Origin of the sequence: Kitasatospora sp. CB01950 (genome assembly GCF_001905465.1) — a bacterium.
Lineage (GTDB): Bacteria > Actinomycetota > Actinomycetes > Streptomycetales > Streptomycetaceae > Kitasatospora.
Genome location: NZ_LISX01000010.1, coordinates 189,553 through 204,769 on the forward strand (window position 1 = coordinate 189,553; position 15,217 = coordinate 204,769).

Genomic DNA, 15,217 nt, shown 5'->3' on the forward strand with positions numbered 1-15,217 from the left:
AGCCCCCAGAGGTGCGGAGAAAAAGGCGGACGGACGATCTTACGGGATGAACTGTTCCGAGGACGAGGACCCCCCGGCCCGGAAGCGCCCCGGACGCACGAGAGCCGCCCTCCGGACGGAGGACGGCTCTGCGATGCACATGGGGTGGTGGAGATGCCGGGAATCGAACCCGGGTCCAGTGGAGAGGATTCAGGACTTCTCCGAGCGCAGTCCGCTGTGATTTTCTCGGCCCTGGCAGTCACGCGGACAAGCCGCCAACAGGCCCAGCCACTGTTTGATTTTCCCGCCATCCCCGTGGCCGGGGTGGAAGGTTGAGTTCCCTAGATTATGCCAGGATCCGGGTCGGGAACGCCCCGGGCTGACACCCATTCACTTTCGCAGATCAGGCTGCGAGAGCGAACTGCTGGGAATCGCGCTTAGAGTTGGCGATTATATTTTTGCGACAGATGGTTAACGAGATCATTGCCGCGTTCCTCGGCTCGCTTCTCCTGTTTCGACAGCCACTGTCGAAACCGATCATCCCCATGTTTTATTGACAAACAGCACCGTCGGGCGAGGCCCTCCGGGTGATGCGCTGCCATAGTACTCGGGCGGCGCGTCAAGGGTCCAGCGCATTAACGAGCCGCGGCCGGCGGATTCGTCCCGGCCGCCCCCGGGGTGCCCAACTGCTGGGCCAGCCAAGGCAGTCGGCGTTCGAACGCGCCCGCCGCGAACTGCCAGGCGTGCCGTCCGGGCTCGACGCTCAGCCGGGTGCTCAGCCCGGCCTTCCCGGCCGCCGCCTCCAGCTGCTTGGCGTGTGCGAGCTGCCCGCTCTCCTGGTCGCCGACCTCGAACAGCCCGGTCACCCCCCGGTACTTGCCGCGGTGCGCGGCCAGCACGGTCTGCGGGTCGTACGCGGCCCAGGCGGCGGCGTCGCCGCCGTACAGCTGTGCGATGGTCTGCTGCTTGTCGCCGATGTACGGGCCGAGGTCGCCGGAGATGTCCAGGAAGTGGCCGAACACCTCGGGGTGGGCGGCGGTCAGGGTGATCGCGCAGGTGCCGCCCATCGACCAGCCGGCCATCGCCCACTTCTTCGGGTCGGCGGAGGCGTTGAAGGTCTTCTCGACGTACTTCGGCAGGTCCTTGACCAGGTGGTCGGCGGCGTTCCCGGCCGGGCCGTCCACGCACTCGGTGTCGACCTTGAAGCCGCCGGTGGCGTCCGCGAACACCAGCACCGGGGAGAAGCCGTTGTGCTGGGCGGCGTAGGCGTCGGCGGTCTTCACGGCGTTGCCGGCCCGCACCCAGTTGTCGGGGGCGGCGAACTCGCCGCCGACCATCTCCACCACCGGCAGCTTGGGCCGCGTCTTGCTGCGGAACCAGGCCGGCGGCAGGTAGACCAGCTCCTGCCGGTGCGCGAAGCCGCTCGGCACCGCGGGGACGTCCACCGCGACGACCCGGCCGGTGCCGGTGCGGCCGGTGGTGTGCAGCGCCTGGTCGAGGGTCATCTGGTCGGGCACCGGGGAGCCGGAGAGTTCGCCGATCGCGTCGCCGATCGTCGGGTAGTAGCCGGTCGCCGCGTTCAGCGTGTTGGCCCCGGCGAGCACCGCCAGCAGCACCGCGACGGGCACCGCCGCCCACTGCCACCAGTGCGACCCGCGTCGGCCGAGCAGCACCGCGAGCACGGCCAGCAGCGCCACGCCCAGCCAGGCCCACAGCGCGGCCGGCAGCGGGTCGGTGATCCCGGACAGCTCCAGCACCCCGACCGCGACCAGCGCCGCCGCACCGGCGGCCGCGCCGACCGCCACCGGCAGCCGGCGCAGCCACCAGCGTCGTCCGGGCCGGCCGATCACGGTCAGCAGCGCGGCGACGGCGAGCGCGCGCACCGTCCACGGGAACCAGCCGTCCAGCAGCGAGATGTCCACCCGGGGATGGTAGGCGGCCGGACGGCGGCACGGCGGGCCGGACGGCGGACGGTGACGAAGCTGCGACAGTGCGGGCCGGTCAGCCGCCCGTGCCCTGCAGGCCGAGCTCCTGGGCGAGCCAGGGCAGCGACAGCTTGAAGGCGAACGCGCCGAACTGGAAGTCGTGCTTGCCGGGGTGGACCTCCTCCTTGGTGGTCATCCCGGCGGCCTTGGCGGCCTTGTCCAGCTCCTTGGCGGCCTGGATGTGCTTGGGCTCCTGGTCGCCGTTGAGGAAGTAGCCGCTGGAGTTCTGGTAGGTGCCCTTCTTCGCCTTGCCCAGCACCGTCACCGGGTCGTGGGCCTCCCAGGCGGCCTCGTCGCCGCCGTACAGCTCGTCGATGGTCTCCTGCTTGCTGCCCAGGTTCGGGCCCGCGTCGCCGGAGATGTTGACGAAGTGGCCGAACACGTCGGGGTGGACGACCGCGAGGTCTATGGCGCAGGTGCCGCCCATGGACCAGCCGACGACGCCCCAGGAGCGCGGGCCGGAGGCGGTGCCGAAGGTCTTCTCGATGTACGGCGGGACGTCCTTGACCAGGTGGTCCTCGGCCCGGCCGGCCTTGCCGTTGACGCACTCGGTGTCGGACTTGAAGTTTCCGGTGGCGTCGACCATCACCAGGATCGGGGCGTATCCGTTGTGCGCGGCGGCGTACTCGTCGGCGGCCTTGATCGCGTCGCCGGCCCGTATCCAGTTGTCGGGGGCGGAGAACTGACCGGCGATCATCTCGACCACCGGCAGCTTGGGGCGGACCTTGGTGCGGAACCAGGCGGGCGGCAGGTAGACCAGTTCGTGGCGGTGCTTGAAGCCGCTCGGCTCGGCGGGGACGTCCACCGAGACGACCCGGCCGGCGCCGGCCTTGCCGACGGTGGTGAGGGCCTCCTCCAGGCTGATCTGCTGCGGCACCGGGGCGCCCGACAGGTCGCCCACAGCGGCGTCCACGCTGGGGTAGTAACCGGTGGAGATGTTGATCGAGTTGGCGGCGCACAGCAGCGACAGCGCGGCCGCCACCGGCACCGACGCCATGTTCCACCACTCGGCGTCGCGGAAACCGGCGGCCAGCCCGCCGAGCCCGAGCAGGGCGCAGCACAGCCAGAACCAGAGGCCGAACGGCAACGGGTCGTCGATGCCGCCGAACAGGGCGACCAGCAGCGCGATCAGCGCGGTCAGCCCGACGGCGGCGCCGGCCACCCAGGGAAGTCTGCGGCGCAGCCAGAACGGACTGAGCCGGAACAGTGCCCCCGCGACCGCCACCAGAGCCAGGATCCGCAACGTCCAGGGCAGCCAACCGCTCAGCAGTGAGATCTCCACCCGCCGATGGTACGCAGGCTCCAACTGTCCGCGTACAACCGGGAGGTACCGCCGCTGACGTGCAGTCAGTCGCCCGCCGGGCGGTTCAGCTCTGGCGGCGGCGGGCCGCGGCGACGGCGCGGTCGGACTCGCGGCGGTCCTGGCGCTCGCGCAGGGTCTGCCGCTTGTCGTAGAGCTTCTTGCCGACGGCGAGGGCGATTTCGAGCTTGGCGCGGCCGTCCTTGAAGTACAGGGAGAGCGGGACCAGGGTGTGGCCGGTCTCCTTGGCCTTGGACTCGAGCTTCCGGATCTCCATCTTGTGCAGCAGCAGCTTGCGCTTGCGGCGGGCCGAGTGGTTCGTCCAGGTGCCCTGGGTGTACTCGGGGATGAAGACGTTGTCGATCCAGACCTCGCCGCCCTGGATGTACGCGTAGCCGTCGACCAGGTTGGCCCGGCCCTCGCGCAGCGACTTGACCTCGGTTCCGGTGAGCACCATGCCGCACTCGTAGGTGTCGAGGATGGTGTACTCGTGCCGCGCCTTCTTGTTCTGCGCGACCAGCTTCTTGCCCGTTTCCTTTGCCATAGCTCCGCCATTCTCGCATTTCGTGGGCGGCCTCGGCAGCCCCTTTACGGCGTGCCGGGCGCATCGGCCGGGCTGAGCCCGTCCAGCACGCGCAGTGCGAGGTCGTCCGTCCCGTTGTCGTCGCCGGCGGGGGCGGGGACGTCGGGCTGGACGCCGGTGCCGTCCGGGGAGCGGCCGGCCGGGGTCTGGTAGCGGCCGACGGTGAGTTCGAGGACCGAGCCGTCGGCGAGCCGGCTGGGCTGCTGGACGGTGCCCTTGCCGAAGGTGCGTTCGCCGACCAGGACGGCCCGGGAGCGGTCCTGGAGCGCGCCGGCGAGGAGTTCGGCGGCGCTCATGGTGCCGCCGTCGACCAGCACCACCAGCGGGACGGAGGTGTCGCCGCCGGGGGCTGCGGTCAGTTCGCGCTGTTCGCCGTGCGCCTGGTAGCTGGCCACGGGGCCGCCGTCGAGGAACGCGGAGGCGACGCCGACGGCCTCCTCGACCAGGCCGCCGGAGTTGCCGCGCAGGTCCAGCACCACACCGTGGGCGCCGGCCGCGGCGGCGCGCACCTGACCGGCCACGCCCCGGGTGAAGGCGTGCACGGCGATCCGCGCGACCCCGGGGCGGGGGCGGTCGGTCTCCACCTCGCGGACGGCCAGTTCGGCGCGGGTCAGGCCGAGTTGACGCACCTGCCCGTCGCCGCCCTGCACGCCGAGGCGGACCTCGCTGCCGGCCGGGCCGCCGCGCAGCCGGGAGACCACCTCGGTGACGGGCAACCGGTCGGCGGGGACGCCGTCCACGCTGACCAGCCGGTCGCCGGCGGTGATGCCGGCCCGGTCGGCGGGCGAGCCGGGCAGCACCTCGGCCACCTCGGTGGGCCCGTCGCCGACGCGCTGCACGGAGAGTCCGACGCCCGGGTAGCGGCCGCCGGTGAAGTCCCGGTACTGCTGCGGGCTGAGGTACGCCGCCCACCGGTCGCCGCTGGAGCCGACCAACTGCCGGGCCTCCTGCGGGCTGAGGTCGGCCCCGGACAGGTCGGCGCCGCGGACCCCGTCGGACGACAACGGGGCCCGGGGCGAACCGATCGGCTCGCCCCAGGCCCCGGAAGCGGCTCCGGCGAACAGCACGGCGCCGAACACCAGGCCGAGGGTCATCCCCTGGCGTACTCGCGGAGCGGTCGGCATGCCAGCGAGTGTAGGGCCACTCGCGGGCGGTGCCGACGGCCCGTCAGACCTTCAGGTACTTGCGGAGGGTGAAGAACGCCGCGATGCCGGCCATCGCCATACCGACCACCACCAGCAGCGGAATGACCGCCAACACCGAGGACAGGCCGATGAAGTGGATGAACAGCACCTTCTTCGCCAACCACCCCTGGATGAAGAAGTGCCCACCCAGAAGCAGCAACGAGGCCAGCGTCGCACCGAGCAGTGCGGAGAACGCGGCCTCCGCGATGAACGGCATCTGCACGTAGAAGTTGGACGCGCCGACCAGCCGCATGATGCCCGTCTCGCGTCGTCGGCTGAACGCCGACACCCGGACGGTGTTGACGATCAGCAGCAGCGCCACGCAGAGCATCAGCGCCATGATCACGAAGGCGGCGGTCTGCAGACCGCGCAGCAGGCCGAACAGGTTCTCCAGGATCTTGCGCTGGTCCTCGACCGACTTGACGCCGGGCTTGCCGGCGAACCGGCTCTGGATGACGTCGTACTTGGTCGGGTCGCTCAGCTTGATCCGCCAGGACGCCGGCAGCGCGTCCGCGCCGACCGCCGCGAGCAGCGGGTTGTCCGGGTTGGACTCCTTGAAGTGCTGGTACGCCTCCTGCGGGGTCTCGAAGGTGGCGCTCTGCACCAGCGGCGTCATCTTGTCCAACTCGGCCTTGACCTGCTGGATCTGGTCGTCGGTGGCCGCACCGGCCGCGCACTGGGGCGAGTTGTGGTCCGCCTTCGCGCAGAAGTAGACGCTGACCTCGACCTTGTCGTACCAGTAGTCCTTCATGGAGTTGACCTGGTCGCGGACGAGCAGCGAGGCACCGGCGAGGGCGAGCGAGAGCGCGACACTGACCACGACGGCGATCGTCATGGTCAGGTTGCGGCGGAGACCGACGCCGATCTCCGACAGAACGAACTGGGCGCGCATGCTTCTCTCTTCTAGCTCTGGTAGCCGTAGACGCCGCGGGCCTGGTCGCGAACCAGCAGGCCCTTGTCGAGCTCGATGACGCGCTTGCGCATCTGGTCGACGATCGCCTGGTCGTGGGTGGCCATCAGCACGGTGGTACCGGTCCGGTTGATCCGGTCCAGCAGCTTCATGATGCCGACCGAGTTCTGCGGGTCGAGGTTGCCGGTGGGCTCGTCGGCGATCAGCAGCATCGGACGGTTCACGAACGCGCGGGCGATCGCCACGCGTTGCTGCTCACCACCCGACAGCTCACCGGGCATCCGCTCCTCCTTGCCGCCGAGGCCGACCAGGTCGAGCACCTCGGGCACCACCTTGTTGATGGCGCTCTTCGGCTTGCCGATGACCTCCAGGGCGAACGCCACGTTCTGCCCCACGGTCTTGTTCGGCAGCAGGCGGAAGTCCTGGAAGACGGTGCCCAGTTGGCGCCGCATGTGCGGCACCTTCCAGTTGGAGAGCTTGCCCAGGTCCTTGCCGAGCACGTGCACGTCACCGGTGGACGGGCGCTCCTCGCGCAGACACAGGCGCAGGAACGTCGACTTGCCCGAACCGGACGAGCCGACCAGGAAGACGAACTCGCCCTTCTCGATCTCCAGCGAGACGTTGTCCAGGGCAGGACGGTTCTGCTTGGGATAGGTCTTGGAGACGTTGTCGAATCTGATCACGGCTGCATCACGGGGGCCATCCTAGGTGGATCGGAGCCAGTGACCATACGCGACGTCCGAAAGCACCCGCAGTAACCGAGCAGCTACCGTACGGGGTTTCGCGAGCTGCGGTTCCGGTTCGGACCCGAAAGTGCGAGCCAGGTCACAGATCGACAACCCTTCCCCTCCGGGGGCTCAGGTGTCCGGAACCTGGCAGAGTGGTAGGAGAGTCGGAACAGAAGCCGCCTCCGGCACGTTGGCTATGCAGCAAGGAGGACACGCATGACCTGCGACCAACTGGTGTGCGCCAACTGCAACGGCCGCGTCATAGACGGACGCTGCCCGGTGTGCCGCGCCAACCGCGCCCGGCTCCAGCAGGAGCAGCACGGGCCGTTCGCCACGCTCAACCCGACGGTGCTGCTGGTCGTCCTGTGCGCCGCGGTGCTCGCACTGGCACTGCTGATGATGACGCGCTGACCCGAGACCGCAGAAGAGAAGGGCCCCACCGCCGAAGCGGTGGGGCCCTTCCTCATTGCCTACCGGGCTCAGCTCTCCCGCTGCTTGCGCCACCGGATGCCGGCCTCGATGCTGCGTCCTTCGTTCATCTCAGCCGGCCTCCTCCCTTGCAGCGTCAGCTCTCCCGCTGCTTGCGCCACCGGATGCCGGCCTCAATGAAGCCGTCGATGTCGCCGTCCAGCACGCCCTGCGGGTTGCCGACCTCGTGCTCGGTGCGCAGGTCCTTGACCATCTGGTACGGGTGCAGGACGTAGGAGCGCATCTGGTTGCCCCAGGAGCTGCCGCTGTCCTTGAGCGCGTCCATCGCGGCGCGCTCCTCCTGGCGGCGCCGCTCCAGCAGCTTGGCCTGGAGGACGTTCATCGCCGAGGCCTTGTTCTGGATCTGCGAGCGCTCGTTCTGGCAGGAGACCACCACGCCGGTCGGGAGGTGGGTGATGCGGACCGCGGAGTCGGTGGTGTTGACGCCCTGGCCGCCGGGGCCGGAGGCGCGGTACACGTCGATGCGCAGGTCGCCCTCGTCGATGTCGACGTGGTCGGACTGCTCGACGACGGGGAGCACCTCGACGCCCGCGAAGGAGGTCTGCCGGCGGCCCTGGTTGTCGAACGGGGAGATGCGCACCAGGCGGTGGGTGCCCTGCTCGACGGAGAGGGTGCCGTAGGCGTAGGGGGCCTTGATGGTGAAGGTCGCGGACTTGATGCCGGCCTCTTCGGCGTACGAGGTGTCGTAGACCTCGGTCGGGTAGCCGTGCCGCTCGGCCCAGCGCAGGTACATGCGCATCAGCTGCTCGGCGAAGTCGGCGGCGTCCACGCCGCCGGCCTCGGCACGGATGTTGACCAGGGCCTCACGGGCGTCGTACTCGCCGGAGAGGAGCGTGCGGACCTCCAGCTCCTCGACGGCCTTCTTGACGGACTCCAGCTCGTGCTCGGCCTCGACGCGGGTGTCCGCGTCGTTCTCGGCCTCGGCGAGTTCGAACAGGACGCCCAGGTCCTCGACGCGGCTGCGCAGGGTCTCCACCTTGCGCAGCTCGCCCTGGAGGAAGGAGAGCCGGCTGGTGACCTTCTGCGCGTTCGCGAGGTCGTCCCACAGGGTGGGGGCGGCTGCCTCCTCCTCCAGGGTTGCGATGTCTGCCCGGATCTTGTCCAGGTCGAGGACTGCCTCGATCGACGACATGGTCGAGTCGAGGTTCTTGAGCTCTTCGGAAGGATCGACGGCTGCCACGCCTCAAGGGTAATGGTTCGCCGGGGGGGCTCGGCTACAACCGGGGGCACCAGGTGCTCGACACCGCTCCGGCCGCGTGCGCGGGGGCCTCGGCGGCGAACGCCGTCCAGGCGGCGGCGGCCCCCGCGAACAGCAGGATCACCGCGATCAGCACGGCCAGCGTGCGGCGGCGGCGGATCAGCTGGGCCCGGGTGCGGCGGTGGGCGGGCGCGGGCTGGGTGCGCTGGGCGCGGGACTCCTCCGCGTAGGAGGCGAGCTCCCCGGCGGACGGGCGGCGCAGGCTGGTGTGGGTGTCCCGGGTGGAGTCGGGGGTCGGACCGGGCACCAGCGGGACGGCGGGCCCGCGGCGGCGGCGGTGGGTGCCGCGGCCGGCGTCGGCCTCGGCGTAGACGGCCTCGCCCGGGGTGGGCGCCTCCTCGGTGACGGCGCGCTGCGCGGGCACCGCGAGCGGGCCGACGTCGGCCAGTTCGGGCAGCAACTCGCGCAGCCGGGAAGCGAGTTCGGCGGCGCGCAGTCGGGAGGCGGGGGCCTTGGCGAGGCATTCGGAGATGATCCGCCACAGGCCGTCCGGCATGCCTTCGACCGGCGGGACGTTCTCGGTGACGTGCCTGCGCAGCACCGCCCCGGTGTGGCCGCCGCCGAACGGGGTGGCGCCGGTGAGCAGTTCGTAGAGCACGGTGGCGAGGGCGTAGATGTCGACGGCGGCGCGCGGCTCCAGGCCCTCGATGATCTCGGGGGCCAGGTAGTCGGGGGTGCCGATGATCCGGGTGGCCCGGGTGCGGCGGGGGGCGTCGACCAGGCGGGCGATGCCGAAGTCGGTGAGCTTGGCGCGCGGGGCGCCGCCGGGGCCGGGCGGGGCGGCCAGGTCGAGCAGCACGTTCTCCGGCTTGACGTCGCGGTGCACGATGCCGGCGGCGTGCGCGGCGGCCAGGCCGTCGGCGACGTCGGCGATCACCGAGGCGGCGACCAGCGGGTCGAGCACGCCGTCGCGTTCCAGCCGGGTGCGCAGGTCGGTGCCCTGGACCAGATCCATCACCAGGGCGAGGTCGCTGCCGTCGACCACCATGTCGTGCACCCCGACCACCCGCGGGTGGTCGAGGCAGGTCAGGGCGGTGCGTTCCTGGACGAAGCGGCCGACCAGGACCTGGTCGGCGGCGAGGTCCTCGCGCAGCAGCTTCACCGCCACCGGCCCGTCCGGGCCCTCGCCGAGCCACACCGTGCCGGCCGAGCCGCGGCCGATCACCTGGTGAACCGTGTACCGGCTGCCGATCTTGCGTGCCAATGCTGCTCCGTGGGCTCGTGAGGTCGGTGCTCGACGAACAACCTACGCGCCCGCGAGGCCCCGGGGGGCCGTGGAGGGCCCCCCGAGCGGTTCCGATCCGGTGGAATTTCGCGGGATTGTCGACAAAGCGTCAATTCGAACCGGTGAGGCCGCCGATCCAGCCCTTCGCCGAATCGAACCAGCCCACCACGTTGTCCCAGTAGTGCGGCAGCGGCGTGAAGTTCCACAGCGCCAGGCAGCCGAGCGCCAGCACCACCAGCACCACCAGGCAGCCCTTGGCGCAGCCCAGGCCCGGAATCCACATCCGGTTGCGGCTGCGGCGGCGCGGCTCGCGATCCCGCTCGCGGGACGGCTCCGGCTCCCGGTACGGCGGCTCCTGGCGGCGCGGCGGGGCCGGCTCGGCCCGGCGCTGCGGCGCGCCGTAGCCCTGCGGGCGGCCGTCGTAACCGGGCGGCGGGCCGGCCTGCTGGGCCTGGTACGGCGGCGGTGCGACCGGCGGACGGCCGCCGCGGCCCTGCGGGGGCTGCCCGCCCTGCTGGGGGTGCCCGCCCGGCTGCGGGTGCCGGCCGGACTGCGGCTGGTAGGGGCCGCCCTGCGGCTGGGCGTACCGGCCGCTGCCCGGGGGCTGCGGCGGCTGCTGCTGCGGGTGCGGGGCCTGGTACGGCGGCGGGGCGACCGGCGGGCGCTGCCCGGGCGGCGGGTACTGGCCGGCCTGGTAGGGGTGGGGCGCGACCTGCGGTGCGGCGAGGTCCTCCGGCTCGAAGTAGCCGATCCGGGTCTGCTCGTTGCGGTCCCGGGCGGCCTGCATCTGGGTCTGCCACGGGTGCGGGCCGTCCGGCTGCGGCGGCTCGGGGGCCGCGGCCGGCATGGACGGCATCACCCTGGTCCGGTCGGCGGGCGAACCGGGCGGGCCCGGCGGGGGGCTCATCAGCCGGGTGCGGTCCTCGGCGCCGGGGACCGCCTGGTGGGTCATAACCTGGGTGGCGGCCGCCGGGTCGTACCCGTTGCCGTTGGCGGGCGCGGGCGGCGGGGCGAGCGCCGGGTCGGGCCGCAGCAGCGCGCCGACCGCGAGCGCGGCGTCCACGGCGGCCGGGGAGGAGTGCACGCCGATGCCGGCCGCCACCACCCGCAGCGCCTCGGCCAGCGAGACGGCGGTGGGCCGCTCGGCCGGGTCCTTGCGCAGGCAGCGCTCGACCACCGTCCACAGCGGCTCGGGCATGGCGCGGGGGCGCTGCGGTTCCTGCGCGAGGTGGGCCTGGAGGACGGCCAGCGGGTTGTCGCCCTGGAACGGCGGGCGGCCGGTGACCAGCTCGTACAGCATGATGCCGGCGCCGTAGACGTCCACGGCGGCGGTCTGCGGGCGGCCGTCGGCGGACTCCGGGGCGACGTACACGGGGGTGCCGACGAACTCGTGGGTGCGGGTGATGCCCGGGGAGTCGGCGAGGCGGGCGATGCCGAAGTCGGTGAGCATCGGGTACATCTGCTCGCCGCCGTCGACGGCCAGGGTGGCCAGCAGCACGTTGGCGGGCTTCAGGTCCCGGTGGACCACGCCGTCGGCGTGGCTGGCGGCCAGCGCGTCGGCGATCTGCGCCATCAGCAGCGCGCCGGCGATCGGCGACAGCGGGCCGGACTCGCGCAGGTAGCGGAACAGGTCGGGGCCGTCGATCAGGTCCATCACCAGGGCGAGCAGCTCGCCCTCGACCACCAGGTCCCGGGTGCGCACGATGTTGGGGTGGGTGAGCCGCAGCAGGACGGAGCGCTCGCGCAGGAAGCGCATCACGACGTCCGGGTCGGCGGCGAGTTCCTCGCGCAGCACCTTCACCGCGACCGCCTGGCCGGGCTCCAGGCCCGGGACGACGACGTCCTCGCGCACCCGGCCGCGCCAGACCGTGCCGGTCGCTCCGCGTCCGAGGCTCTCCTCGAGCAAGTACTTGCTGCCGACAGGCCGCACCTGTGCACTCCGTTCGGTCACCCGGCGCCCGCTGCCGGGGCCGCGTTCCGGCACTCCCCCGTTCCCGTGAACGGCGCCGGGGCCTTGGGGAACCGCCCGCGTGCGAGGGCTCCCGTATTTTCGGCAACTCTAACGGTGCCCGCGCGGGTTTCCGAGGTGTTGCCGGGGCCGGTCGCGCACTGTCGGCCACCTGGGGCGTCCCGGTGTCCTTGACCTGACCCGGCGTCGGATTCACCATGGCGATGATCGCAAGATCGTCAAATCCGGTACCGTGCGCGGACTGTCCGTCCCGAGTGGCAGGATGGCTGGCACCACACGTGTGCAGAAGGGACCCCGGGCGTGATGCAGATCCGGCTCACCGTCCTTCGACCGCGCAGCGGCCCGACCGGCCCCGGGAGCTCTGCCGACGTCCTGGTCACGGCCCCGGCCGGCACCGCGCTCGGCGCCGTCGCCACCGCCCTGGCCGGCGCGGTCGGCGTCCGCGGCCCGCGCTCCGCCACCCATGTCCACCTGTACGCGGGTGAGGAACGCCTGGACGAGCAACTGCCGTTCGGCCACCCGCCGTTGGTCGACGGCGTCGTCCTCGCCCTCGGCGAACCCGACCCGGACACCGAGGACACCGCCGGGCAGCCCGCCGCCGAACTGCGCGTGGTCGGCGGCCCCGACGCCGGCGGCGTCCACCGCCTGCACGGCGAGCGGATCCGGATCGGCCGCTCCACCGAGGCCGACGTGCCGCTCGACGACCCGGACGTCTCCCGCCTGCACCTCGCCCTGCACCTGACCGCCGACGGCCACGCCACCGTCCAGGATCTCGGCTCCACCAACGGCACCCTGCTGGACGAGCGCTACCTGCGCGAGGAGAGCGCCGACCTCGCGCCCGGCGCCCTCCTTCGGATCGGCGAGTCCACCCTCCAACTCGCCCACCCCGCCGACATAGCGGCCCGCACCACCACCCCCGACGGCGAGGGCCGGCTCCGGCTCGCCCCCCGCCCCACCGCCCGCACCGCGCCCGGCCGCCCCACCGCGCCGCCCACCGTCGACGAGGCACCCGAGGCCACCCACGGCGGCGGATTCGGCGGCCGCTGGCTGCGCCGCACCCGGCCCGAGCCGCCCGCCGTCGACACCGACCGCCAGCACGCCACCGCCCGCCTGCGGCAGGCCGCCAACCAGCGCGAACGCTTCCCCGACCCGGCCGCCCTGCTGCTCGCCGCCCTCGGCACCGGCCCCCGGCTGTGGGAACGCGGCCCCGACCACCCCGACGCGCTCACCCTGCGCCTCGGCACCGCCGACCTCCCCGGCGGCCCCGGCACCGCCCCCGGCACCCTGCTGCCCGCCGTCCCCGCCACCGTCGACCTGCAGACCGCCGGCAGCCTCGGCCTGGCCGGCCCGCGCCACCGCCTCACCGGCCTGGCCCGCGCCGCGCTCGCCCAACTCGCCGCCCTGCACCCGCCCAGCGGCCTCACCCTGGTCGTGGTCGCCCCCGAGCAGCACGCCGAGGACTGGGCCTGGGCCCAGTGGCTGCCCCACCTGCGGCCCGCCCACGGCCAGTCCTGCCGGCTGCTGTACGGCCTCGGCCCCGAGCAGGCCGAGGCCCGCCTCGGCGAACTCGCCTCCGCCACCGTCACCGCGCCCGCCACCGTCGTCCTGGTCGACGGCGACCCCGGCACCGACGCCGCCCGGCGCGCCCTCGGCCTGCTCCTCCGGCAGGGCCCCGCGGCCGGCGTGTTCGCCCTCTGCCTCGCCGAGACGCCCGAGGAACTCCCCACCGGGCTCGGCGCGTTCGGCCTCATCACCGGCGAGGTCGCCACCCGCCTCACCCTCGACCGGCCGGTCGGCGGCACCCGCGAACGCCTCACCGACATCGCCCTCGACGCGGTCTCCCCCGCCTGGGCCGAACGCCTCGCCCGCACCCTCTCCCCGCTGCGCGAGGCCGCCACCGACGGCGAGACCGCCCGCGGGCCGCTCCCCGAAGCCCTGCGCCTGCTCGACCTGCTGCGCTCCGAATCCCTCTCCCCCGCCCGGCTCGCCGAGAACTGGAACGCACTGCCCGCCGGCGCGGGCGCCGCCGCCGCGCTGCTCGGCACCGCGCGCGGCCCGGCCGGCGAGGAGACCTGCGCCGTCGACCTCGCCGAGGACGGCGACCACCTGCTGATCGGCGGCGGCCCCGGCTCCGGCAAGTCCGAGCTGCTGCGCAGCCTCGCCGCCTCGCTCGCCGTCTCCGAACGCCCCGACCGGCTCGCCCTGCTGATGATCGACGGCGACCGCGCCGAGGACGGCGGCCTGGCCGGCTGCACCGACCTGCCGCACGTCACCGACCACGTCAACGCCGCCGAGGACCCGCGCGGCGCGCTGCTCGCCGCCGAACGCCTGCTCGACGAACTCTCCCACCGCGAAGCCCTGTTCGACGGCCTCGGCTTCACCGACTGGCACTCCCGGCGGCTCTTCGACAAGGCGCCCGCACTGGTCGGCGGCCCGGCCGGCGACCGCGTCCGCGTGGTCGAACCCCGTCGTTCCCCCGACAACCCGCCCACCGACGCCGCCCCCGCCCGCCTGGTCGTCGTCGTCGACGACTACGACGCCCTGCTCGGCCCCGCCTCCCCCGGCGGCCGCCCGCTGGCCCGCGCCCTGGCCGCCGCCGCCACCCGCGGCGCCCGGCTCGGCGTCCACGTGATCGCCACCACCGGCGAACCCGAGGCCACCACCGGCACCGAACTCGACGAGGCCGCGCAGCTGCGGATCGCCCTGCGCACCGAACAGCCCGGCGACTCCGACCTGCTCATCGACCTCCCCGACGCCGCCGCGCTGCCCGGCAGCACCCCCGGCCGCGGCTACCTGCGCCGCCCCGACGGCGCCGTCACCGCCTTCCAGGGCGCCCGGGTCAGCGGCCGCATCCCCCGCACCGCGACGCTCAGACCGACCGTCGTCGCCCAGCGCCTGGAGGACCACGGCGCCGCCCCCTCCCCCCGCCCCGTCCGTGAACTCGGCAACGGCCCCACCGACCTCGCGCTGCTCGCCTCCGCCCTCCGCCGCGCCACCGAGAGCTGACCGCCGCCGCCCGGACGCCGCTCAGCCGGCGGCGTCCGGGAGCTGCGACGGGCAGCGGCCGCCCGGCGTGGTGAGCAGCTCGAAGTGCCACATCTCGTTGGCGTACACCTGGCACAGCCCGTACTTCGCGCCCTTCCGGTTCAACCAGTCGTCGGCATCGGTCGGCCCGACGTCCACCGCCTTGCCCGACACGTGCGCGGACTTCTCCGGCGTGTTCACGTACCGCCGCGCCAGCTCCAGACTGCCGTGCTTCGCCACCGCGGCGTCCAGCAACCGCTGCTGGTACCCCCGGCTGCGCCACCCCGAAGTGATCCGCAGCTCGATCCCCTGCGCCTTCGCGTCGGTGGCGGCGGTGCGCAGCGCGGCGAGCAGCGCCGGATCGAGCTTGCCGACAGCGGGCGAGCCGGTGTCGAACGGACTGGCCGAGACACCGGTGGCCAGCTCCCCGTCGGCCGCCCGCGCCCGGTCCGATCCCCCCACGGCAACCCCCGCCACCACCCCGAGCACCGCCACCGCCCCCACCCCGGCAATCGCCCACCGCGTCGTCTTCCGCATCTCCGCCTCCTGCTCCGTACACGTGCTTCCGGGTTCCATTACAGGG

At 73.0% G+C, this 15,217-nt stretch carries 12 protein-coding genes and 1 other RNA gene; 2 read left to right on the top strand and 11 right to left on the bottom strand.

Annotated features, from left to right (window positions below; all coding sequences use genetic code 11):
* Window positions 1–145: 145 nt before the first annotated feature.
* The 7 genes from ssrA to ftsE all read right to left on the bottom strand — a co-directional run bounded on the left by ssrA (window position 146) and on the right by ftsE (window position 6,624).
* Window positions 146–524, bottom strand: a transfer-messenger RNA (tmRNA) gene (ssrA, locus tag AMK19_RS24795).
* Window positions 525–614: 90 nt separating this feature from the next.
* Window positions 615–1,901 (bottom strand): alpha/beta hydrolase, encoded by a 1,287-nt coding sequence (locus AMK19_RS24800; protein WP_143200370.1) that lies wholly within the window; start codon window positions 1,899–1,901, stop codon window positions 615–617.
* A 79-nt stretch (window positions 1,902–1,980) separates the two neighbouring features.
* Entirely contained in the window at window positions 1,981–3,246 is a 1,266-nt protein-coding gene (locus AMK19_RS24805; RefSeq protein WP_083647317.1) for an alpha/beta hydrolase, read from the bottom strand.
* Between the two features lie 85 nt (window positions 3,247–3,331).
* A complete protein-coding gene (gene smpB, locus AMK19_RS24810; protein ID WP_073815396.1) occupies window positions 3,332–3,808 on the bottom strand; it encodes an SsrA-binding protein SmpB in 477 nt (158 codons plus the stop codon).
* 44 nt (window positions 3,809–3,852) lie between these two features.
* Window positions 3,853–4,971, bottom strand: a complete 1,119-nt coding sequence (locus AMK19_RS24815; protein WP_073815398.1) for a S41 family peptidase — start codon at window positions 4,969–4,971, stop codon at window positions 3,853–3,855.
* A 43-nt stretch (window positions 4,972–5,014) separates the two neighbouring features.
* Window positions 5,015–5,923 carry a permease-like cell division protein FtsX gene (ftsX, locus tag AMK19_RS24820; RefSeq protein ID WP_073815400.1) on the bottom strand — a complete coding sequence of 303 codons (909 nt, stop codon included), beginning with the start codon at window positions 5,921–5,923 and terminating at the stop codon, window positions 5,015–5,017.
* Window positions 5,924–5,934: 11 nt separating this feature from the next.
* Window positions 5,935–6,624: a cell division ATP-binding protein FtsE gene (ftsE, locus tag AMK19_RS24825; protein ID WP_073815403.1), complete on the bottom strand. Its 690-nt coding sequence runs from the start codon at window positions 6,622–6,624 to the stop codon at window positions 5,935–5,937.
* A gap of 261 nt (window positions 6,625–6,885) precedes the next feature.
* Here ftsE and AMK19_RS24830 point away from each other — a divergent pair, with 261 nt between their 5' ends.
* Window positions 6,886–7,080 (top strand): hypothetical protein, encoded by a 195-nt coding sequence (locus AMK19_RS24830; RefSeq protein WP_073815405.1) that lies wholly within the window; start codon window positions 6,886–6,888, stop codon window positions 7,078–7,080.
* Between the two features lie 154 nt (window positions 7,081–7,234).
* On the opposite strand, the gene prfB is transcribed toward AMK19_RS24830, so the two are convergent.
* From prfB to AMK19_RS24845, 3 genes are all read right to left on the bottom strand, one after another.
* Window positions 7,235–8,338, bottom strand: coding sequence for a peptide chain release factor 2 (gene prfB, locus AMK19_RS24835; RefSeq protein ID WP_073815408.1), 1,104 nt, complete (start codon window positions 8,336–8,338; stop codon window positions 7,235–7,237).
* 34 nt (window positions 8,339–8,372) lie between these two features.
* Window positions 8,373–9,620 (bottom strand): serine/threonine-protein kinase, encoded by a 1,248-nt coding sequence (locus tag AMK19_RS24840; protein WP_073815410.1) that lies wholly within the window; start codon window positions 9,618–9,620, stop codon window positions 8,373–8,375.
* 130 nt (window positions 9,621–9,750) lie between these two features.
* Window positions 9,751–11,571: a serine/threonine-protein kinase gene (locus tag AMK19_RS24845; protein ID WP_073815412.1), complete on the bottom strand. Its 1,821-nt coding sequence runs from the start codon at window positions 11,569–11,571 to the stop codon at window positions 9,751–9,753.
* Between the two features lie 342 nt (window positions 11,572–11,913).
* On the opposite strand from AMK19_RS24845, the gene AMK19_RS24850 reads away from it, so the two are divergent.
* Entirely contained in the window at window positions 11,914–14,616 is a 2,703-nt protein-coding gene (locus AMK19_RS24850) for an FtsK/SpoIIIE domain-containing protein (protein WP_073815414.1), read from the top strand.
* A 21-nt stretch (window positions 14,617–14,637) separates the two neighbouring features.
* Here AMK19_RS24850 and AMK19_RS24855 read toward each other — a convergent pair whose 3' ends face one another.
* Window positions 14,638–15,171, bottom strand: a complete 534-nt coding sequence (locus AMK19_RS24855; protein ID WP_073815416.1) for a M15 family metallopeptidase — start codon at window positions 15,169–15,171, stop codon at window positions 14,638–14,640.
* Between the last annotated feature and the right edge of the window lie 46 nt (window positions 15,172–15,217).